This is a genomic window from Cupriavidus sp. 22TCCZM04-2 (assembly GCF_057798895.1).
Genome location: NZ_JBYOJS010000010.1, coordinates 1 through 21,151 on the forward strand (window position 1 = coordinate 1; position 21,151 = coordinate 21,151).

The following is a 21,151-nucleotide window of genomic DNA, read 5'->3' on the forward strand; positions in this document are numbered from 1 at the left end:
CGGCACAACACAACGAAACGACGGCAGACATTGCGAATGCCTGTGCTGTTATCCCTGCGGAAGTCTGCAATCGTCTTGAAGTCCGGCGCCAGTCGACCGGTCAGCCACATCAGCTCTATATTGCGTTGGCATTCGCGCTCCAGACGGCGGCTGGACTGGACCCGGTTGAGGTAGCCATAGATGTATATCTTCAGCAGGACGGCAGGATGATATGAGGGGCGACCTGTAGTTGAGGGATTGGCACCTTCGAACCCGAGCGACTCGAGATCCAACTCTTCAACAAACGCGTCGATGATCCTGGCGGGGTTATCCTCGGCGATGAAATCATCGAGGCATTCTGGAAGCAGCGTAGCCTGCTTGCGGTCTTCTCCCTCTATGAATCGCTTCATCCGATCCCCCAGTCTGAATGCGTTGACTCAGTCTAGGCGATCGGGACGTTTTCACACAGCCTCGGTCGGCCATGGACAATCGGAGCTTCGTTACAATTCCGCCCAAGACTGTCGACTAGCTTTCGTTGCCTGAAGAGATCGGTGCGCTCCCTCGCCTCTTGGGCTTGTAACGGCAAGCGGGGAAATTAGAGCAGGAACGGAACTCACCGTAGTCACCAGTCCGCAAGACGAGAACCCCTTGCTTGCACGCGGGGCAGCTTTCCTCTTGGATGGATTCGCCTTCGGTGTCGGTGATTGACACCGTGCCGTCCTCAACTAGCTCTCGGAGGAAATCGGAGCATTGCCCACGGGCGGTAAACATTGCGACGCTGCGCCGTGCCCGGGTAAGAGCCACATAGAACAGGCGGCGTTCTTCCCCTTGGGGATAGTCGTCCCCCGCGGGCATGGCCAACGCCAGCACCGGGTCGTCGGCGCGGTCATTGGGGAAGCTGCGCCCCCTCAACACGCTTAGCATCTCCGGCAAGATAACGTAGTCGGCTTCGCTGCCCTTGGAGCGGTGGATGGTGAGGAACGATACGTCCACCCAACGTTCGAAGCGGGCTTTGCCTGCCGGCATGTATTGCCTATCGGCGTTGTAGCGGCCTAGAACGTAGACCGAGATTTTTCCGTTGCGCCCTGGCTGGATGGTGCCGTCCTTAACCCCTTCGGCGAGCCTCACCACGAACTGGTCGATGGCGTCGGCCAGCTTGTCCTTTTTGTCCACCTGGAAGGCCTGGAGCACCGGGCCCATCGCAGGAGTGACCGATCGCACTCGCTTGCTGATCTGGGCTGGGTTCTTGGACACGAATTGGCTGGACACATCGCACAGTGCCTGAGGGCAGCGAAATGTCTGTTCCAGCTTAAGGAGCTGCCCGTGGCCGAACCATTCCCTGAAACCGGTCATGACCGAGACGTCCGCGCCGGCGAATCGATTGATAGACTGCCAGTCGTCACCTACAGCGAACAGGTACCGCCCTGGCTTCTGAACCAAGGCGCGGCATAGGCGAGCCCGTGCCCGGGAGGCATCCTGAAATTCATCCGCCATGACCAGCTCGTAGGGCGCCTCGTACCGGCCGCTCTCCAGATGCTCGGCCGCTTGGTTAAGCATGTCCTCAAAATCGAGACCGCCCTCGGCCGCTAGGGCAGCATCCCACGCTTCCAGGACGGGCGCGGCGATGTCGAGGAACATCCGATGCCGGTACTTGAATGAGTTCTCCGGCATGGCATCCAGCCGCTGGCGAAGCGCCGCCATCGTCAAGCAGTTGCTCTTTGCATGGCTGATGAATGTCCGCATCAAGCCCGTCAGTTCCATCGGCTCCATGGGCTTCTGACCTCCGATGGGAATCTCGCGATCGGGATTGGGGTCGAGTTTGATGCCGCGGCTGGTTAGCTCGGCGGTCAAGTGGTCGAACACCTCGCCAGTGCGGCGGATCTGGTCTGAGGTCGTTTCGATCAGTGCCGTCCCGCGCTCCTTATGCAGTTGTCGCTTCCATTCGACCCCGGCGAGGTAGCCTTCAAAGTGAGGCGGCGCTTTGCCCTTGGCATCCAGCGCGAAGTGCTCGTGATAAAGATCTATGCCCGGATAATAGAAGTCCGGGCGGTATTGGCGGTGGTCTTCGTCGGCGGTCTTAAACTTGTAAGGCTCCTCGTAGAGGTAATCTACGCCGTTGTAGAAGAGCCAGTTACAAAGCGTCGCTTCTTCTAGGCTGCGCACGCGCTTCCCATCAATGGTGAGCGTGCGCCCATTGCCTTCTTTGTCCCAAACGTCTGGTGAACCATTCGACCCAAACGCCGGTAGATCCCGACTGACGACGAGCCGGAAGAGATCCCACTGGGTTCGAAAGGTGGGGGAGCGGTCCTTAAGCTGGTCGATAATCTCGGTGAGCTTGCGAACCCCGCCGGCAGCGTCGGTAGCCCAATCCGGGACGTCCGGCTTCTCCCCGGTGGCCTTGCCAATGATGCGAAGACCCAGCGCGTGGAAGGTGGAGGCTTCCACCGAAATGTCTTCCATACCCAACCGCTCAAGCGATTTGGCTGCGCGCTCCTTGAGTTCATCTGCTGCCTGCTTGTTAAAGGCCAGTAAAACAATGCGTTCCGGGGCTACGAAGCCGCGGTGGATGGCGTAGACAGCCTTTGCAACCATGGTGGACGTCTTGCCAGAGCCGGCCGAGGCCACGACCTGCACCCTGTTGTCGAAGCAAACCACCGCCCGTGCTTGCTCCTCGGTCAAAGGCTTGCTCTCCACCCGGTCGAACAGGTCCTTGCAGGCCTGTAACTCACGCCCGGTGTGAGCGGTGTTGAGGGAGGTCCAGAAGGAGCGATGGTCGGTTTCCCAATTGATGAGGGAACGCTCCACGGCGGCGGCCTCTTGTCCCAGCCTGGCTCGCACACCGGGCTTTCGCATGCGCGCGCGGACGGCCTTCATGTCTATCGACGGCCGGGCCGCTTCCAAGGCCGCCTGCATCTCATGCGTGAACCATCGCCGATCGGCCTCCGCTGCCTGCTCCTGCTTGGTCTTGAGTCCAAGCCAATGAAGGACGGATCGGTGAGCGCCTTGCACAAACGCCATGTCCTCGCGGATTCGCTTGTCGACTAGCGCGGCTTCCAGCGCTTGAATCAAAGCGGCCCCTTGGACGTTGGGCAGACCGTCGGCCCTCACTTCCCGGGCCAGGCCAGAATGGACTGTGACATCCGTCCAGAGGACACCCCGATTCACCCGATAAGTGACCTCTTCCTCGACGTTGACCCGGTGAGTCTGGCCATTCACCGTCAGCGACAGTTCTAAGCCATGCAGGCGCAGGCGCCAGTCTGGCGATCTCGTCAGAATTCGGCCCCAGGTGGACGGGGTCCATTCTTTTATCATCCCTTCCCCTACGAACCCCAAAAACCAAAAACCTAGAACCGTTCCCGGCTATGCCGAGAGCCGATCGCGTCATGATAGCGCGACGTAGCTGTGCAGGTAGGCCAGCAGCTCGGCGCCGGAAGTGACATGACGGATATGCAAGCGGTCGTGCTGCTATCGGTTCATCGCCGACTTCCCGGGAGGGCTGGTGGTCCGACGGTCGAGTTCGGCCAGGACTGGTCAGTCGCGACCAGCTCTTTTCCGGTGGGCTAGCCGGGTCGGCCCCAAGTGCTTTCGCCTTCTAAATCCTCACGCACGGGGAGCAGAAGCCTACCGCGCGCAGATTGCCGAATCGGTTCAAGCTGTAGGCTGGGCAATCTCAAAGTCGGCGAGTGTCTTTCCCGTATCGAGGGCATCCTTCAGCCACTTCGGTCGACGACCTTTTCCAGACCAGGTGTTGCCGCGCTCGTCTGCATACTTGGCTGGCCCATTGATGGCGGCCTTCGTTGCTGCCATCGACTCTCGGAAGTCGGCCTGAGGCGCGGCGTCGATACCTACGATACGCAAGAAGAGCGCTGGGTCCGCGGCTTGAAGCTCCAAGGCCTTCGCTTCGAGGAGGCCAATCAATCCTGCAAAGTCGACTTCCCCTCCCGCAGGGTTATCCCACTTCCGATGTCGCTGAAGCACAACGACGAAAAAGCCAATCTTCGAGTCCGAGGCCTGCATGTACTGTCCCTTCAACTGCTCCGCCAAGGACACGAGGTAGTCGGCCACAGTCCAACGCTCGGACATCTTGAGTTCAACTGTGGCTCGAATTTCACCGACCTGACACAGTACATCGCGCCGGGTTGCCGACGGAAGAATTGGCTCGAGCGTGACTCCATAGCGGCCGCCGCTGGCATGGTTCAGCTCGCTCCCGAGTAGCGCCTGGAAGTCTTCCTCGAGTGCCAAGCCTTCAGTATCGGTCTTGATGTGCTCCATGACCACCCGGTTGAAAAATCGCCGGAGACTGAACTCGCCATGCTCGATGTCGCGTTTCACCCCAAGCAAATCGTTGTACACGGCTTGAGCGAACTGCGTGAAGCCTGTCACCGGCGGCGCGAAGTCACGCTCGAACTTAGAGTAGTTCTGCTGTGCGACCGGAGCGACATACGCTTCCTCCTCGCGCATCTGGAATTGCAAGTGTCGGATGTACTTCGCACGCGCGCCTGTAGACTTCTTTCGAAGCTCATCCAGCACCTCGTAGGCTGCTTGAGACTTGGCACTCGAAATCGCTGGTATTAGCGAATCGCGGAGACGCTGAGCGTGGTCGCGGGCGCCAACGTGATACACCCGTCCATCTTCGTGAGCAATGTCTTCGGATTCGCGGACGACGGTCACTACCCACTCATAGAGGGCTGAGAGTGCTTTCAGGCCGCCCATGCCTCTCTCCGCTGCAGCTCTCAAACGGTTCTGTCGGTCCTCGCCGATGTACGCGGCCAGATCGAACATGAACTCCTCCGCGGCGCGCTCTTCGGATGTACGCCAGCGTTCCCAGCGCGCGCCGAAGGCTGACGGGTAGTACAACAGCCAGAACAGGCCCCAGACGACCGCATTTGACCTTAGGCGCCTCATCTGTTGGATGCGGGCCTCAAGCTCACTACGCGCCTTCTGCTCCTCGGCATTCTCCGGCGAGGCGAGGGCCCCCAGGATAGGCAGGGGGTCTCGGAACGCTGCTGACATGCGCGACCAAGCTTCGCCTTCGAAAGCGCCTTGGTCGACACTTCCCCCGTCGCCCACCGCACAGGTCAGAGCAGATTCAAGGGCATAGGAGTCAACGCTAGCTGAACCTGTCGCAAACGTCCATGCCGCGCCGCCCAGACCGCGCTGAACGGCTGGAGGCGCATCCGGAAGGTGTCGAACGAGCGCGTCGGCCTTGTCGGCCGACACCGCGCCGGCGCCTGCTGCAGCCAGGACTTCGCGGAATTCCTCAAGGGCCACCGCCTCATGCGCGCGCACGACCGACCAGAACCACTTCGGGTAGCCGTTGATCTCAAATCGACCGTAGGAGAGAGCTTGCTTAACTTCGGTGTCGGACAACGCCGGGAGCTTGGCTCCGTCCCCAAGATCAAGATGAAGCCCCTGGAGGCCTGCGACTGTCACGTAGTACGTGGTATTACGCTCGGCCTCAACAAATTCGGGGGCGCGGTTGCGCCAGATGGCGCTCAGCCCGGCGCGGGCAGCGATCGCAAGCGCAGGGCCCGCCGCCTTCTCGAACGCCGAGAAGTCGCACTCGCCGAAGCGTGAGTTGTGATTTGTTTGGCTTAACCACCCGGCAATCCAGGCAAGCGCTTTCGTGTTCGAGCCGTCTTTCACGCTATCAACTTCAGTCAACAGCGTGTCCTTGGAAGGTTCGTCTAGCTCCAGCTTGTCTCGCTTCGCTTTTTGGGATTGCGCAGCCGGCTTCTGCGCAGCAGCGTTGTTCTTGAGCGTGGTCACCAGTTCGGTAAATCCAGGCTCGGCAAGCGCCTCAACATCACCGTCTTGCCAGGGCGAGTACATCCCGTACGAGACAAATGTCTTCCAGATTCCGTCAGGCGTTCGGTCACTTTGAGCGATGACCGCTCGAAGTAGGTTCTGGCGAACGGCGTCGGATAGCTTCAGCGCTGTGCGGAGTTCAGACTGGTCGACGCTTCCGAAGTGAAGCTTACCGTTCGCCTTGTAGTACGTCAGGCACAGCTGGGTGATGCGTTCTACAGGGACGCTCTCGGCTCGAACAACGAGCGCAATCAACTCTTGAACAGCCTCCGCGAAATTGTCGTACCGCTCACTGTGCTCGTCACGCTTCGCCTCAAAGTGCTTCACCATGTGGGACAACAACTCCTCGGTCAGCGCCGCGAGTTGCTCAGGGCTTGCTGAGTCGGCGACATCGTGCGTGAGAGCCCAGCTGAGGTTGAAGCCGCCGCCCTTGCGCATGTACTGCTTGCTTGCCAGTTCGGCAATCGTCGTGGCATCGAATGTCCTCCACGCGAGCTCGCAAAGAAGTAGCCGAAGCGTCCGTTCTTCAAGGCGCGGGCTCGCCTTCGCTGCGTCGGCTAGTGCTTGAGCATCGTCATCTCGTTCGAGAGACATTAGATACACGAGCTCAGCTGAATTCCCTAGCAGCTTCGCGTAGTCGTTGCCATGCTCGGACAAAACCTTGTCGCGGAAGACGTCGAGACGAGCGTAGGTGGCGATATCGAGAAGCGCGATGCGTGCGTGCCAGTCAGAGCCAACGTTGTCGTAGGCCTCCAGAAGCGTCGGTTCAATTCCGAGCTTCGCAGCTTGCCAGTAGTTCTCCGCCGTCAGGGTGAACTGGTTTCGTCCGAGCGTGTCGCCGAAAGTGTCCAGCCGCCCCAAGCTACGCTTCAGCGCTGCGCTCGCGTCGGCCAACGAAACCTGTGTACTCCGCAGGTCCCCGAAGAATGCAACGGCCTGCGGCTCAACCTCCAGCAACTCCAACCTGCAGTGGACGTTGAATGTGGCCAGCCAGCCGGCGACAGTTAGGTAAGCCCGATGTACTCCACACTCACCTGTCGCCGCCCGCCACGACAGCGCAGCAATAAGCCTGCGCGCGTCTTCGGGAGATTGAACTAGGGACGAGAGGCGCTTTGCGGCAAGGTAGGGGAGCAGTTGCTCGGGATAAAGCTTGACCTGATGCTGCCCCGAATCGATGAACAGCGTCGAGCCAAGCAGATACGTCAATGACTTCTCAGAGAGCAAGGAGCCCACGAGCGGCCGGCACGACAACACCCCATCTCGCACCTTGAGAACATCCGCGGCCAACTCCATGTTTGGCAACTGACAAACCGCCGAAGCTGCCGCGAGCTTCGCCACGGCCTCATCCAAGCTCTCCGGGGAAGGGCGTCCCACCAGCGATTCGCGGTGGTCTGAGCGCTGATAAGCCTGGACACCTGAAACCATCCGCTCAAAGACGGAGGTTAGGTCGCTAGGCGGATTGGTCACCGGGTCGACGTAAGCCAGTACGTCGAGACTTCCAGGGCCATCGGCGAGGTCATTCAGCCCGAAACGCCGCGCTGCGTCCAGCAATGCCTTGCCGTCATCGACACCATGGCGACTCTCTAGGTACAGCCTGGCCGCTCTCCCTGACAGAGGAAGCAACCCGAAGACCTTCAGGTGCTCCTTCGGGACGGACTTTGCCTTAACCGTGCTGCCGGCGTCGATCGCGGAGAGTCCCACGCTCGGAGCATCAGTGGCATCCACTTCTTCTGACGTGTCGTCGGGCGACGCTTCCTTCGCGTCGCCCACATAGAGCGTTGTACAAAGCTCTGCTTGAACAACGTCAAGAACAGACGGCGTGAGAGTGGCGGGGCGCGAAGAGAGAATCCAACTGACCTCTGCACCCGAACGCCTAACTGCCCTGGACACCCTACGAAGTGCAGACTGGAGCCCCGATTCCCGACCCAGCACCGCCTCGTCCAGCGAATCAACGAACAGGTGCAATCGCTCGGTGGGCGCAGCCTCCCATGCTCCGAACGCTTCGGCCTCGGTCGCTTCAAGAGCGATTTGAAAATCGGGCTCTTCGAGAAGCCGGTGAAGGGCAACAAACACAGCATGCCGCCCTTCGTCTCGGAGGCGCTGCGCGCAAGCTCGCAGTTCCGTTGTTTTGCCGTAGTTCGCACGAGCGGTGATGAGCGAGAAGCGTCCGGCGAGGAGCTGCTCCCAGCCTAGGCGCTTGCGGCCCATGATGTCCGGGGCCAGAAGTTCCTTGACCGAGTACTCGGTCAAGAGTCCAAAACGTCGTTCTAGGTCGAGGTAGTCAGTCATCGTGAGGCGGAAAATACATAGTGAATCCTTTTTTGGCTTGCCTATGAACCTATTCTGGGATTAAGTGACGGTCCCCACAAGCCCCTTGCACAGCCGTGGCCGCGCAATTGCGATGGCATATTTTCTCCCTGCGGGGTGACACGACGGGACGCGCCCCGCCCCTACGGCGAAGGGTTGGAGCGCTTTCTTGGACCCGGCAAAACTGGACTATCGCGTCGGGATTCAATTGCGTCACCCGATTGAGGCTTGGTTTAAGGCAGTCTCTTTGAATACTCTCTCCATGAGAGGCGTCTCTTCCTTCGGTCCTTTCTGCCCAGTCACCCGTGCGGGCTACTTCATTCAGTCTTAAAAATCCTTCAATACGCGCCAGATGGTGCGGGGGCTACGCTTCTTGGGGAATCACAATGAGTCGCCCTGCTGCTTGGGTGCATAGGAGGTGAAGAATGAAATCACTACTGATACCTATCTTGGCGACCGTAGTTGTTGGCAGTGCCAACGCAGCACAGCCGATAGAGGGATTTCGCGGAATCAAATGGGGTGACCCGCCAAGTAGCCTTGGTACGGCCAATGAGGCAATGCGCCCGAAGCCTGATGTCGTCTGCTATAGGCGACCCGAAGAGCAGAAAACAATTGGGGATGCCACACTCAGCGACATCATATTTTGCTTCTACGGAGATCGGCTCTTTCATGTGATGATGCAATTCACCACTACCAAAGACGGTCCGGCATTGAAGGCTGTTCTCACGGAAGCGTATGGTGCTCCGCAACAGCGCAACAGATACGTAGACGACTATATCTGGCGTCAATCCACTGGCACGGCGATGCTTGACTATCGCGGCAGCAGCGGTGGATCGCTTTCGCTCATTGGCAACAAGCTTTTTGAAGAGGCGCGCGATGCCGAAAAGCAGAGGGCAAAAAAGGGGACTGGCGACCTATAACTAGGGGCAACGCTGGCGACGGGGCGCCAGCTGTCGTCGCGGTGGCATCAGCTAAATGACATGAAGAAGGATTTGTAGCCAACGTGCGGGGCAACGGCTAGATGTAGGCGAACGGTGAACGGTTTAACAATGCCCCAAGAGGGAAAGCGCTTGTAGCCGGTCTGTATGTACCGCAGCCCTTGCCCTTCGTTCAAGCTGATTAGCCCGTCAAGGGCTTCATCGTCTTCAGACTGCATCTCAAATATCTGACCTAGGCCTAGTTCCTTGGCTTTGCGAAGGCAGGCGCGCAGGTCGTGCCCAAACTCCCGTGGGCTTCGAAGGGACCGAACGCTAACGCCGCAATGTCGCAGGTACGCTTTCAGCGTAAGTTCAATCCCATGCATTGCAAGGAAGTAGGCAGGAATCGGGGATACAAATTCATAGCCCTTCTGTGCGCCAATTTCCTTGTCCACCAGCAAAGCCGCTTCGATGTATTCATACGCGTAGCGGGCAAGTCCGACCGCTGTAGTTCGTTCGTCGTCTGTCAGCTTGGGTGCATTCATGCGCGGTTTGGGTCTGAAGGACACGTCATGATACCTCTGCTCCATGACCTGCCTTGGGCACAGAAAGCCCGTACCCGCCGGCAATCGGGGCGGGTTTCAACTGCTCGATGCGTCACCCTTGCCGCTCAAAGCGAATGCAAAACGCTTCGCCATCGAACGCCGTCACGCGTCCGACCATGTCGGGACGGGGGTCGAAGACCTTTCGTGCCGCGCTGGCGTTCTGACCGGCATCGACCGTCGCCTGATCCTTCGTCGGGTTCAGCAGGCTCACAACGATGACCCGCACCGGCATCCGCCCTTCGAAGGCCCGCTGCAAGTGCCTGCGCACTTCCGCGATTGCGGGTGACTGACCCCACCCGCGCAGGTCGTCGCAATACTCCCGCACGTTCGGGGGCAGGTCGGCGCAGGGCTGTGTCCACTCTTTCCAATGCCCGAACAAAGCACAGACCAGTTCAGGCGGGTCCGTGTCGCTGATCGCGGTTACGTCGTATCGGATGTTCCGTGGCTTCGCCCGGAACTGGCGGAAGGCTTCGGTCAGGTTCATGGTCAGGCCCTGGCAAGAGGGGGCTTACTTTGCCGCCTTCCGCGCTTTGCGCTCCTTTGCCCTATGCGCCGCACTTGTATGCCTTGCCTGCTACCTGAGTGGATCCGTGCACGGGTGACACCACCAGCCAGACGATGCGATTGGCCCCAATGGCCTTGGCCTGCTGCAATGCCTCCCGGCGCGCGTTGTCCGTCCCCAGCCCAGCGTTGACGCCATACCAGCCAGAGCTGCCGGTTACTGTGTCCAGATACCTGCAACCGGCAACGCCAGCATCATCGGCAGGCTCAATGCCTTCCACAGTCACGGGTACCGATCCACCCGCACAGGCTGCGAGTAGTACGAGACTTGTCGCGGTAGCTAGCGACGCGAGCAAAGACGGACGTGTTTGAATGGGCATCCTTGTTCTTCCTTTTTAGGGCGTGCACGGAAAGGCCGGCATCGTGGGATGCCGGAATGACGAGCTTCATTCCGGTTGTGGCCCCATGCCGGGCCGCCACGGCGGATTCATTCCGTTCCATCCGGGATGCAAGGCCCACGGCTTTTCGGGCGGTGGCTCCCGGTACGCCTCCTGCACGAGCTGCAGCACCCTGTCTTCCGAGTAGCCACGCTGGCGCAGCGCCTTCACGCCACGGGCGAGTTGTTCCTTGGGGTCTGGATATTTGCGGGCTTTCGGCATGGTGCGGCGTACCCTCCTTTCTTTTGTCGCAGTCAGACCCGCCAAAGCGTTTCTGCCCGGCCGTGCCACGTCGATTCGCAGCACACTGGCCTATTACTCTCTGCTGGTGCCATCGCACGCTGCCGACAGACGCGCGCAGGCTAGCTGACGGCGAGAGATGAGCCCGGCCTACCGCGGCAGCAGTTCGCTGTCCGTCTCGCCAGATTTCGGCATCAGCGGGTTCCGGGGCTCCTTCGGCGCCTTCTGCGCTCGGCATCTGGGCGATCCGATACTACACCACTGGCCACGCACCAATTGGGCAAAGCGCTGCCCAAAAGGGCCCGGCGGCACTCTCGCGTGCTCACGAACGGCGTGTGCGGCTGGCTGGCCCCCCCCTAGGCACCGGAATTATTTTTGCGATCCGATAAAAAATCAGCGCGCCGCGTCGGGCCACCCCCGGGGGGCGGGAGTGCGGCGTAGGGGTGTGGACGGCGCTGGTGGGTGCTGGCTGGCCAACCATTGGCAGTGGTCGTGCTGGTAGGGTGGGCGTTCGGCCGACGCGCCAGTTGGATTCCCGTTGGGACGGCGGTTATGTTCCCGAGCGCGGGGCAGCGTTGTCGGCAGGCAACAAAACCGATCATGCGTATATCTGTGCGTATAAATTTTGTTTCGGCACGCGATATTCCATCATAAGCCTTATCTGACAAGGCCTCCAAGGAATCAGTGCGGTTGACGCCGGCTCCACCAGTATTTCCGAAACCCAGCCTTTGCCAGGCTGGGTTTTTTCTTGGCCGGATGGCCGCAAGACAAGCTGTCCGCCCACGCCGCATTGGCGTCTACAATACCGTCCTGCAGTCTGCCCTGTAGCGTTGCCATGTCCGACTATCCCCGCTTCACCATCAACCGCGCGCTGGTCGCGATCGTTCCGGAGCAGCCGTTCCTGGACTGGATCCGGGCTGTCGACCCGGAGCCCGTGCCCAACCTGACGCTCGAACACGTGCGGGAAGACCAGAGCGTTTTCCTCCTGCCGGAGGAACTCGCGGACACCGCCGACAGTGCCCGGCATTGGGTGGAAAAACGCTGGCGCAGTTTCTTCGAGTTCATGCTCGCCGAGTGGTTCGACGAGTCACTGTGGCCAGAAAAGTTGTCGCTGGCCATGTTCCGCGACTGGTTCAGCCTTCACTACCACTCGACGGTATTCGACATGGTCGCGGACACCCCGCTGATGCACGACGACCTGTACGACGACGAAGACGGCGAGGAACTGCTGCACTGATGCGGCACCCCGCGCCGCCATCAGCGCAAAGTTCAGAGGAAGCGGTCGAGTATCTTGCGGCTGTGGCGATCCAGCGCCATCAGGTCGCGGATCAGGTAATGGATGCCGTGGCTGTCCGAAATCAGCAGCGTGCTGCCGGCCAGGCGGCGGATGTCTTCCTCGCCGCGCAACACCAGCGTGGTCCGTCCCCGGTCGGTCTGCACGGTCCACTCGCTCGGCGTAGCGAACGTAGAGACGCTGACGATGTGCTGGATCTCGGGCATGAATTCGCGCGCGGCCAGTTCTTCTTCCACCAGCGCACGCTGCTGTCCCGAAAGCCCGTCGAGCCGCGGCACCCAGGCCAGCTCGCGGCCATCCGTGCTCATCATGCCGATGCCATCATCGGGCGCGCCGATCGGGAAGGCGCGCACCGGCACCACGCCCTCGTGCGCCGTGCCGTCGCCAAGCGACAGCACCAGCTTGCCGAGTGCGTTGCGGCTCAGCGTGAATTCGGTATCGGGAATTTCGTCGGCGTCGAGATTGGCGTCGAGATTGGCGTCATTAAGCATTGGCGGTCTCCGTGCCCAGCAGGGATTCCTCATCGGCCGGCTGGTCCTCGGTATCGACGTTGCGGGCTTGCGCCTGGTAGAGCTTGTAGTAGGCACCTTCGCGTGCGAGCAACTCATCGTGACCGCCCACTTCGACGATCTGGCCGCGGTCCATCACCACCAGGCGGTCGGCCTTGCGCAGCGTGGACAGACGATGCGCGATGGCGATCGTGGTCCGCCCCTGCACCAGGTTATCCAGTGCCTTCTGGATTTCCTTCTCGGTCTGCGTATCGACCGACGAAGTTGCCTCGTCCATGATCAGGATGCGCGGGTTGATCAGCAGCGCGCGCGCAATCGAAATGCGCTGGCGCTCGCCACCCGACAGCGCCTGGCCGCGTTCGCCGACCAGCGAATCGTAGCCGTGCGGCAGCCGCAGGATGAATTCATGCGCATGCGCGGCGCGTGCGGCCGCAACGATCTCCTCGCGCGTGGCGTCAGGCCTGCCGTAGGCGATATTCTCCGCGATCGTGCCGAAGAACAGGAACGGCTCCTGCAGGACCAGGCCGATATGGCGGCGGTACTCCGAAACCGGCAGCGAACGGATGTCGATGCCGTCGACGCGGATCGCACCTTCGGACACGTCATAGAAGCGGCAGATCAGGTTGACCAGCGTGCTCTTGCCCGAGCCGCTGTGCCCGACCAGTCCGATCATCTCTCCTGGCGCTATCGACAGGTCCAGGCCGCGGATCACCGCGCGGTTGCCGTAGCGGAAGCCGAGGTCGCGCATTTCGATGGCGCCCTCCACCTTCTCCAGCTTTGCCGGACGCACGGGCTCCGGCACGCTCGACACGTGGTCGAGAATGTCGAAGATGCGCTTGGCGCCGGCCGCCGCCTTCTGCGTGACCGAGACGATGCGGCTCATCGAATCGAGCCGCGTATAGAAGCGGCTGATATAGGTCAGGAAAGCCACCAGCACACCCACCGTGATGGCGCTGTGCGAAACCTGCCAGATACCGAACACCCACACCACCAGCAGCCCGATTTCAGTGAGCAGCGTCACGGTCGGCGTGAACAGCGACCACACCGCATTCACGCGGTCGTTGATGGCCAGGTTGTGCTTGTTGGCCTCGCGGAAGCGGGCCACTTCACGCTTCTCCTGCGCGAAGGCCTTGACCACGCGAATGCCCGGAATGGTGTCGGCCAGCACGTTGGTGATCTCCGACCAGATCCGGTCGATCTTCTCGAAGCCATGGCGCAGCCGGTCGCGCACCAGGTGGATCATCCACGCGATGAACGGCAGCGGCACCAGCGTCACCAGCGCGAGCCACGGATTGATCGAGATGAGGATGGCCGCTGTCATCACGATCATCAGCACGTCGGTCGCGAAGTCGAGCAGGTGCAGCGACAGGAAAACGCAGATGCGATCGCTTTCCGAGCCGATGCGCGCCATCAGGTCGCCCGTGCGCTTGCCGCCGAAGTATTCGAGCGACAGCTTCAGCAGGTGCTCGTAGGTGGTGGTGCGCAGGTCCGCGCCGATACGCTCGGACACGCGCGCCAGCAGGTAGGTGCGCGCCCAGCCCAGGCTCCAGGCCACCAGTGCCGCGCCCAGCAGGCCTGCCAGGTACAGGCGCACCAGGTCATAGTTGATCGGCACGCCGTTCTGGAACGGGATCAGCACCTTGTCCATCAGCGGCATGGTCAGGTACGGCGGCACCAGCGTGGCCGCCGTGGACAGCAGCGTCAGGAAGAAACCCGTCAGCAGCTCCCAGCGGTACGGGCGCGCAAAGCGCCACAGGCGCAGCAGCGCCCAGGTCGATGGCGGTGTTTCCTGTTCACGGCTGCACTGCGGGCATTGCTCCTCGCCGGGCGGCAGCGGGGCTTTGCAGGTGGGGCACAGCACTTCGCCGGCATCCTGCGGCACCGCGGCTACAGCGGCGTCGCGGCGCGCCTCGAACTGGTCGACCAGCCGCAGCGCGGCGGGATTGTAACCAAGCGTGTAGCGCCAGCAGGCGAAGCGAGCCGTGCCATTGCCCAGTTCGAGGGTGCCAACGCCCGCGTGGTCGGTATGCGAGAGGTGCAGGCCGGGCTCGATGGCCCATTCCCGCACACTTTTTTCACCTGGAGCACGCGCTATAAGGCGCCGGTCCGTCACAACCAGCCACCCTTGGGTAAAATGCAGCCTCGCGTCGAGGTCGAGTTCCAGCCCGGCCAGGACGGTCTCGCCGGGGCGAAGCGCGGCGCCGGCTTCGGGCCGCCAGGGCTCGTCCGGGGCGTTGCTTTGTGAGACAGGCAGGGAGGATTGGGTCATTGTCGGCGCGCCTTGCAGCGTCCAGCTGAAACGGACATAACTTGAAACAATTTAGAATGGCCGCACACTGGCGGCCCGCGATTTTGCCCGCAAGTATACATAACGCAAACCAGCGGGGCTCCTGATGCATTGCACAATCGGATGTCAGCTAAAGAAGTCAACCTGACGTATGCTGTAACGTTACTGAAAGGTTAGGCTTCCATTTCTCGGGTGTTTCCGCCCATTGCCTCAAGCTAAATCAATGAAAAAGAAGGACATTGAGATTTTCGATGTCATGTCGCTGCGCGGCCCGAATATGTGGACATATCGGCCCGTGCTGGAGGCGTGGGTCGATATCGGGGAGCTGGAGGATTTTCCCTCCAACACGATTCCGGGGTTCTACGAACGGCTGTCGACGTGGTTGCCGACGCTGGTCGAGCATCGCTGCAGCATTGGCGAGCGCGGCGGCTTCCTGCAGCGCCTCAAGGAAGGCACATGGCCGGGCCACATCCTGGAACACGTGACGCTTGAGCTGCAGAACCTGGCCGGCATGCCCGGCGGGTTCGGCAAGGCCCGCGAGACCCCGGTCCGCGGCGTCTACAAGGTGATCGTGCGCGCCTGGCACGAGGAAGTCACGCGCGCCGCGTTGTTCGCGGCACGCGACCTGGTGATGGCCGCGATCGAGGACCGCCCGTTCGACGTCCCCGCCGTCGTCGACAACCTGCGCCGCCTGGTCGATGAGCACTGCCTCGGCCCGAGCACGGCCTGCATCGCCGATGCCGCCGATGACCGCGACATCCCGTCCATCCGCCTGTCCGACGGCAACCTGGTGCAACTCGGCTACGGCGCGCGCCAGCGCCGCATCTGGACGGCCGAGACCGACCGCACCAGCGCCATCGCCGAGAGCATTTCGCGCGACAAGGACCTCACCAAGAGCCTGCTCGAATCGTGCGGCGTGCCGGTGCCCGAAGGCCGCATGGTCGAGTCGCCCGAAGACGCCTGGGAAGCCGCCGAGGACATCGGCGTGCCCGTGGTGGTCAAGCCGTACGACGGCAACCATGGCCGCGGCGTCTTTACCAACCTGGTGACGCGCGAAGAAGTCGCGACTGCCTACGCGGTGGCAATCGAGGAAGGCAACGGCGTGATCGTCGAGCGCTTCATCCCCGGCAACGAGCACCGCCTGCTGGTCGTGGGCGGGCGCATGGTCGCCGCCGCGATGGGCGAGACCGCCAGCGTGGTGGGCGACGGCAAGTCGACCATCGAAGAACTGATCGAACTGCAGATCAATTCGGACCCGCGCCGCGGCAGCACCGAAGATCATCCGCTGAACCGCGTCCGGCTGGACTCGGCGGCGCGCCTGGAGCTCAAGCGCCAGGGCATGGATGGCACCTCGGTCCCGCCCGAAGGCAGGACGGTGCTGATCCAGCGCACCGGCAACGTGGCCTTCGACGTCACCGACCGCGTGCACCCGAGCGTGGCCGCGCATGCGGCGCTGGCCGCGCGCGTGGTCGGCCTGGATATCGCGGGCGTGGACCTGGTGGCCGAGGACATCTCGCGCCCGCTGGCCGAGCAACGCGGTGCCATCGTGGAAGTCAACGCCGGCCCGGGCCTGCTCATGCACCTCAAGCCGGCGGAAGGCACGCCGCGCCCCGTGGGCCGCGCCATCGTCGACCACCTCTTCCCCGAGGGCGACGACACCAACCCCGGCCGCATCCCGGTGGTCGGCATTACCGGCACCAACGGCAAGACCGTGGTGGCCAAGCTGGTCGCCCGCCTGCTGCAGCTGTCGGGCAAGCACACCGGCCTGGCGTGCAGCGACGGCCTGTTCCTGGACCGCCGCCTGGTGCAGGGCGGCGACCGCGCCAACTGGGACGCCGGCCACCGCATCCTGATGAACCGCGCGGTGGAAGCCGCCGTGTTCGAGAACGACAGCGGTGCCATCCTTTCCGAAGGCCTGGTCTATGACCGCTGCCAGGTCGGCGTGGTCACCAACTTCGATGCGCCCGACCACATGGGCGACTACTACGTCGAAGATGAAGACCGCATGTTCAACGTACTGCGCACGCAGGTTGACGTGGTGCTCAAGAACGGTGCCGCCGTGCTCAACGCGCGCGACGAACGCGTGGTGGAAATGGCCGAGCTGTCGGACGGCGACGTGATCTTCTTCGGCCTGTCCGCCGAACTGCCGGCCATCGTCGCGCATCGTGCGAACGGCAAGCGTGCCGTGTTCGTGCGCGACGGCAAGGTCGTGCTGGCCACCGGCCACAGCGAAACGCCGCTGACCGATGTCGCCGCCATTCCGGTGACCTACGCCGGCCGCGTCTCGTTCCAGGTGGAGAACGTGCTGGCGGCCGTCGCCACCGGCTGGGCGCTGGGTATCTCCAACGACCTGATCCGCGCGGGCATCGTGACCTTCGACGTGGGCCAGGTCGACGTGCCGGGCCGCTTCACGCTGTTCGAGCGCAACGGCGCCATCGTCGTGGTGGATGACGCGCACAACGCCCCTGCGCTGGAGGCCCTGGCCGCCGCGCTGGACCGTTTCCCGGCCGAACGCCGCATGATCGTCTACGGTGCCGGCGTGCAGCGCCGCGACGAAGACATGGTCCGCCAGGGCAAGGTCCTGGGCGCCAGCTTCGACCGCGTGTTCCTGTGCGAAGACCAGAGCGTCAAGCGCGCGCTGCCTGACACCGAGGCTCGCGCCCTGCTCAAGCAAGGTCTCTACGAGGGGCGCCGCGTCACCAAGATCATCGACGAAGGCACGCGCCGCGACGCCATCGAGACCGCGCTTGGCCAGTTGGTGGCCGGCGACCTGCTGGTCCTGCAGTGCGACGAAGGCGCCCCCGGCGCCACCGTCGACCGCGTGCACCAGTGGATGGGCCAGCCCCCGCGCCGCGCCTGACGGCCCGAAGAAGAACGGAACCCAGAATCTATGGAAGTCTCTCGCATCCGGGCCCTGCGCGGCCCGAACCTGTGGTGCCGCCACACCGCCATCGAGGCGATCGTGGCCTGTCCGGAACCCTCGGACATGGTTGCCGCCCTGCCCGGCTTTGAAGACCGCTTGCGCGCGCGCTTTCCCGACATCGGGCCGCTGCATCCGGATGAAGACGCCGGCGAGCTGTCGCTCGCGCACGTGCTGGAAGGCGCCACGCTGCGCCTGCAGGCCGCGGCCGGCTGTCCCGTGACGTTCAGCCGCACGGCGCAGACCGTCGAGCCCGGCACCTACCAGGTGATCGTGCAGTACAGCGAGGAAGAAGTCGGCCGCCTGGCGTTCGACCTGGCCCAGGCGCTGTGCCTGGCCGCGCGCGACGACGCGCCGTTCGACCTGGACGACGCGCTGCACCGCCTGCGCGAACTCGACGAGGACGTGCGCCTCGGGCCCAGCACGGGCTCCATCGTCTACGCCGCCGTGGCGCGCGGCATTCCGTATCGCCGCCTGACGCAGGGTTCGATGGTGCAGTTTGGCTGGGGCAGCAAGCAGCGCCGCATCCAGGCCGCCGAAACCAGCGCGACCAGCGCCGTGGCCGAATCCATCGCGCAGGACAAGGAGTTGACCAAGAGCCTGCTCCACGCGGCCGGCGTGCCGGTGCCGCTGGGCCGCTCGGTGCGCAGCGCGGAGCAAGCCTGGGAAGCCGCGCAGGAAATCGACGCGCCCGTGGTGGTGAAGCCGCGCGACGGCAACCAGGGCAAGGGCGTGGCCGTGCGCATCCGCACGCGCGAAGAAGTGATGACGGCCTATGAGGTCGCTTCGGACATCAGTTCCGACGTGATCGTCGAGCGCTACATCCCGGGCCATGATTTCCGCCTGCTGGTGGTCGGCAAGCACCTCGTCGCCGCCGCGCGCCGCGATCCGCCGCAGGTGATCGGCGATGGCTCGCATACCGTGCGCCAGCTGGTCGAGGAAGTGAACCGCGACCCGCGCCGCGGCGAGGGCCATGCGACTTCGCTCACCAAGATCCGCTTTGACGATATCGCCCTGGCGACGCTGGCCAAGCAGGGCCTGACTGCGGAATCCGTGCCGCCGAAGGGCACGCGCGTGGTGCTGCGCAACAACGCCAACCTGTCGACCGGCGGCAGCGCCACCGACGTGACCGACGACGTCCACCCGGACATCGCTGCGCGCGCCGTGGCAGCCGCGCAGATGGTCGGCCTCGACATCGCCGGCGTGGACGCCGTGTGCGAGACCATGCTCAAGCCGTTCGAGGAACAGGCCGGCGGCGTGGTCGAAGTCAACGCCGCGCCGGGCCTGCGCATGCACCTGCAGCCTTCATACGGCAAGGGCCGCGCGGTGGGCGAAGCCATCGTGTCGACCATGTTCGCCGACGGCGACGATGGCCGCATCCCGGTGGTGGCGGTATCGGGCACCAACGGCAAGACCACCACGGTCCGCCTGATCACTCATCTGATGGCCACCAGCGGCCTGCGCATGGGCATGACCGGCACCGACGGCGTCTATATCCGCGGCGAGCGCATCGACACCGGCGACTGCAGCGGCCCGCGCAGCGCGCGCAACGTGCTGCTGCATCCGGACGTCGATGCCGCCGTGTTCGAGACCGCGCGCGGCGGCCTGCTGCGCGAAGGCCTGGCCTTCGATCGCTGCGACGTGGCCGTGGTGACCAACGTCGGCGAAGGCGATCATCTGGGCCTGTCGTTCATCAGCACGGTGGAAGACCTGGCCGTGCTCAAGAGCGTGATCGTGCAGAACGTGGCGCCGCACGGCATGGCCGTGCTCAACGCCGCGGACCCGATGGTGGTGCGCATGGCCGATGCGTGCCCGGGATCGGTGACGTTCTTCGCGCATGACCCGGGCCAGCCGGCCATGGCCACGCACCGCGCGCAGGGCAAGCGCGTGGTGTTTGTCGACGGCGACCATATTGTGGCCTCCGAAGGCGACAACGAAGTGCGCTTTGCGCTGGCCGAGATCCCGCTCACGCGCAACGGCACGATCGGCTTCCAGGTGGAAAACGCCATGTCGTCGATCGCCGCGGCCTGGGCGCTCGGCATCGACTGGACCATCATCCGCCGCGGCCTGGCGACCTTCGTCAACGACGCGCAGACGGCCCCGGGCCGCTTCAACGTGTTCGACTACCGCGGCGCCACGCTGATTGCCGACTACGGCCACAACCCGGACGCCATCCAGGCGCTGTGCAATGCCGTGCAGACCATGCCCGCCAAGCGCCGCATGGTGGTGATCAGCGGTGCCGGCGACCGCCGCGACGAAGACATCCGCAAGCAGACCCAGATCCTGGGCGGCGTATTCGACGAGGTCATCCTGTACCAGGACCAGTGCCAGCGCGGCCGCGAGGACGGCGAAGTGCTCGCCCTGCTGCGCGAGGGCCTGCAGGGCGCCACGCGCGCCAGCACGATCGACGAGATCCGTGGCGAGTTTGTGGCCATCGACACGTCGCTGTCACGGGTGCAGGCCGGTGACCTGTGCCTGATCCTGGTGGACCAGGTCGATGAGGCGCTGGCGCACATCGCCAGCCGCGTCGCGCAGGGATAAGCCAGCAGCCTGGATGGACAAAGGGCCAGCCCCGACGGGCTGGCCCTCTTTATTTGCCTGGCGTTTTTAGTGCCTGCCCGGCAATGAAAGGCGGCGCTCCAGCACATGCTGCAGTCCCGAAAGCCCGGTGCTCAGCACCCAGTAGATGACCGCCACCGCAAGATAAAGCGGCAACGGCTGGTAGGTCGCCGCAATGACTTCCTGCGCCGTGCGCAGCAATTCCGTCACCGTGATCACCGATACCAGCGAGGTGTCCTTGATCAGGCTGATCAAGCTGTTGGAAAGGCTCGGCACCGCCAGGCGCAAAGCCTGCGGTCCGACCACATAGCGCAGCGTCTGCCCGGGCGTCAGGCCCAGGCTGTACGCGGCCAGCCACTGGCCGCGCGCGATGCCGAGGATCGCGCCCCGCATGCTCTCGGACAGGTAAGCACCCACATTGAGGCTCAGCGTCAGCACACCGGCCGGTGTCGGTTCCAGTGCGATGCCGATGCCCGGCAAGCCGTAGTAGACGACAAAGATCTGCACCAGCAAGGGCGTGCCGCGCATGATGCTGACGTACCCGCGCGCGATGCCCTTCAGGATGGCGTTGTGGCTGATGCCCATCAGCGCCACCACCGTGCCCAGCACCAGCCCGAAGGCCATCGACCAAAGTGCGAACTTGATGGTCAGCAGCGTGCCCTGCAGCAGCACGGGCATGGAATCGGAGACGATCTGGAGAGTGGACATGTGGAGGAGGCGGAAAGAGACGCGCCAATCGTAACGGCCTGCCGGAATGCGCGCAAACCCCGCGCGGCCTCCGGCCGGGC

The 21,151-nt window shown here is 63.1% G+C and carries 13 protein-coding genes; 4 read left to right on the forward strand and 9 right to left on the reverse strand.

The window, feature by feature from the left end; genetic code table 11:
* The 3 genes from AC3FKG_RS16030 to AC3FKG_RS16040 form a co-directional block, all read right to left on the reverse strand.
* On the reverse strand, positions 1-389 hold a 389-nt coding region (locus tag AC3FKG_RS16030), incomplete at its 3' end, for a transposase (RefSeq protein WP_488743530.1).
* Positions 390-504: 115 nt separating this feature from the next.
* The gene (locus AC3FKG_RS16035) at positions 505-3,291 is read right to left on the reverse strand and encodes a UvrD-helicase domain-containing protein (RefSeq protein WP_488743531.1); all 2,787 of its coding nucleotides are present in this window, start codon (positions 3,289-3,291) and stop codon (positions 505-507) included.
* Positions 3,292-3,627: 336 nt separating this feature from the next.
* Positions 3,628-8,076, reverse strand: coding sequence for an H-NS family nucleoid-associated regulatory protein (locus AC3FKG_RS16040; RefSeq protein WP_488743532.1), 4,449 nt, complete (start codon positions 8,074-8,076; stop codon positions 3,628-3,630).
* A gap of 443 nt (positions 8,077-8,519) precedes the next feature.
* Between AC3FKG_RS16040 and AC3FKG_RS16045 the strand changes: the two genes are divergently transcribed.
* Positions 8,520-9,014: a hypothetical protein gene (locus AC3FKG_RS16045; RefSeq protein ID WP_488743533.1), complete on the forward strand. Its 495-nt coding sequence runs from the start codon at positions 8,520-8,522 to the stop codon at positions 9,012-9,014.
* Positions 9,015-9,061: 47 nt separating this feature from the next.
* Here the strand turns inward: AC3FKG_RS16045 and AC3FKG_RS16050 are convergent, their stop codons facing one another.
* From AC3FKG_RS16050 to AC3FKG_RS16060, 3 genes are all read right to left on the reverse strand, one after another.
* On the reverse strand, positions 9,062-9,556 hold the full coding sequence (locus AC3FKG_RS16050) for a hypothetical protein (protein ID WP_488743534.1): 495 nt from the start codon (positions 9,554-9,556) through the stop codon (positions 9,062-9,064).
* A 112-nt stretch (positions 9,557-9,668) separates the two neighbouring features.
* Entirely contained in the window at positions 9,669-10,100 is a 432-nt protein-coding gene (locus AC3FKG_RS16055) for a hypothetical protein (RefSeq protein WP_488743535.1), read from the reverse strand.
* A 463-nt stretch (positions 10,101-10,563) separates the two neighbouring features.
* The gene (locus tag AC3FKG_RS16060; protein WP_488743536.1) at positions 10,564-10,776 is read right to left on the reverse strand and encodes a hypothetical protein; all 213 of its coding nucleotides are present in this window, start codon (positions 10,774-10,776) and stop codon (positions 10,564-10,566) included.
* Positions 10,777-11,629: 853 nt separating this feature from the next.
* Here AC3FKG_RS16060 and AC3FKG_RS16065 point away from each other — a divergent pair.
* Positions 11,630-12,031: a hypothetical protein gene (locus AC3FKG_RS16065; RefSeq protein WP_483710722.1), complete on the forward strand. Its 402-nt coding sequence runs from the start codon at positions 11,630-11,632 to the stop codon at positions 12,029-12,031.
* A 32-nt stretch (positions 12,032-12,063) separates the two neighbouring features.
* Here the strand turns inward: AC3FKG_RS16065 and AC3FKG_RS16070 are convergent, their stop codons facing one another.
* Positions 12,064-12,579, reverse strand: a complete 516-nt coding sequence (locus tag AC3FKG_RS16070; RefSeq protein ID WP_488743537.1) for a cyanophycin metabolism-associated DUF1854 family protein — start codon at positions 12,577-12,579, stop codon at positions 12,064-12,066.
* The gene (locus tag AC3FKG_RS16075) at positions 12,572-14,866 is read right to left on the reverse strand and encodes a cyanophycin metabolism-associated ABC transporter (protein ID WP_488743538.1); all 2,295 of its coding nucleotides are present in this window, start codon (positions 14,864-14,866) and stop codon (positions 12,572-12,574) included. The genes AC3FKG_RS16070 and AC3FKG_RS16075 overlap by 8 nt, the downstream gene beginning before the upstream one ends.
* A 241-nt stretch (positions 14,867-15,107) precedes the next feature.
* Here AC3FKG_RS16075 and cphA (AC3FKG_RS16080) point away from each other — a divergent pair, with 241 nt between their 5' ends.
* On the forward strand, positions 15,108-17,744 hold the full coding sequence (cphA, locus tag AC3FKG_RS16080) for a cyanophycin synthetase (protein ID WP_483710719.1): 2,637 nt from the start codon (positions 15,108-15,110) through the stop codon (positions 17,742-17,744).
* 30 nt (positions 17,745-17,774) lie between these two features.
* A complete protein-coding gene (gene cphA / locus AC3FKG_RS16085) occupies positions 17,775-20,345 on the forward strand; it encodes a cyanophycin synthetase (protein WP_483710718.1) in 2,571 nt (856 codons plus the stop codon).
* A gap of 66 nt (positions 20,346-20,411) precedes the next feature.
* Here cphA (AC3FKG_RS16085) and AC3FKG_RS16090 read toward each other — a convergent pair whose 3' ends face one another.
* The gene (locus AC3FKG_RS16090) at positions 20,412-21,071 is read right to left on the reverse strand and encodes an amino acid ABC transporter permease (RefSeq protein ID WP_483710717.1); all 660 of its coding nucleotides are present in this window, start codon (positions 21,069-21,071) and stop codon (positions 20,412-20,414) included.
* Positions 21,072-21,151: the final 80 nt, after the last annotated feature.

Coding starts and splice junctions, on each gene's coding strand:
- AC3FKG_RS16070 (WP_488743537.1), bottom strand. CDS start 12,579: ATGCTTAATGACGCCAATCTCGACGCCAATCTCGACGCCGACGAAATT.
- cphA (WP_483710719.1), top strand. CDS start 15,108: ATGAAAAAGAAGGACATTGAGATTTTCGATGTCATGTCGCTGCGCGGC.
- AC3FKG_RS16040 (WP_488743532.1), bottom strand. CDS start 8,076: ATGACTGACTACCTCGACCTAGAACGACGTTTTGGACTCTTGACCGAG.
- cphA (WP_483710718.1), top strand. CDS start 17,775: ATGGAAGTCTCTCGCATCCGGGCCCTGCGCGGCCCGAACCTGTGGTGC.
- AC3FKG_RS16035 (WP_488743531.1), bottom strand. CDS start 3,291: ATGATAAAAGAATGGACCCCGTCCACCTGGGGCCGAATTCTGACGAGA.
- AC3FKG_RS16045 (WP_488743533.1), top strand. CDS start 8,520: ATGAAATCACTACTGATACCTATCTTGGCGACCGTAGTTGTTGGCAGT.
- AC3FKG_RS16050 (WP_488743534.1), bottom strand. CDS start 9,556: ATGAATGCACCCAAGCTGACAGACGACGAACGAACTACAGCGGTCGGA.
- AC3FKG_RS16090 (WP_483710717.1), bottom strand. CDS start 21,071: ATGTCCACTCTCCAGATCGTCTCCGATTCCATGCCCGTGCTGCTGCAG.
- AC3FKG_RS16055 (WP_488743535.1), bottom strand. CDS start 10,100: ATGAACCTGACCGAAGCCTTCCGCCAGTTCCGGGCGAAGCCACGGAAC.
- AC3FKG_RS16065 (WP_483710722.1), top strand. CDS start 11,630: ATGTCCGACTATCCCCGCTTCACCATCAACCGCGCGCTGGTCGCGATC.
- AC3FKG_RS16060 (WP_488743536.1), bottom strand. CDS start 10,776: ATGCCGAAAGCCCGCAAATATCCAGACCCCAAGGAACAACTCGCCCGT.
- AC3FKG_RS16075 (WP_488743538.1), bottom strand. CDS start 14,866: ATGACCCAATCCTCCCTGCCTGTCTCACAAAGCAACGCCCCGGACGAG.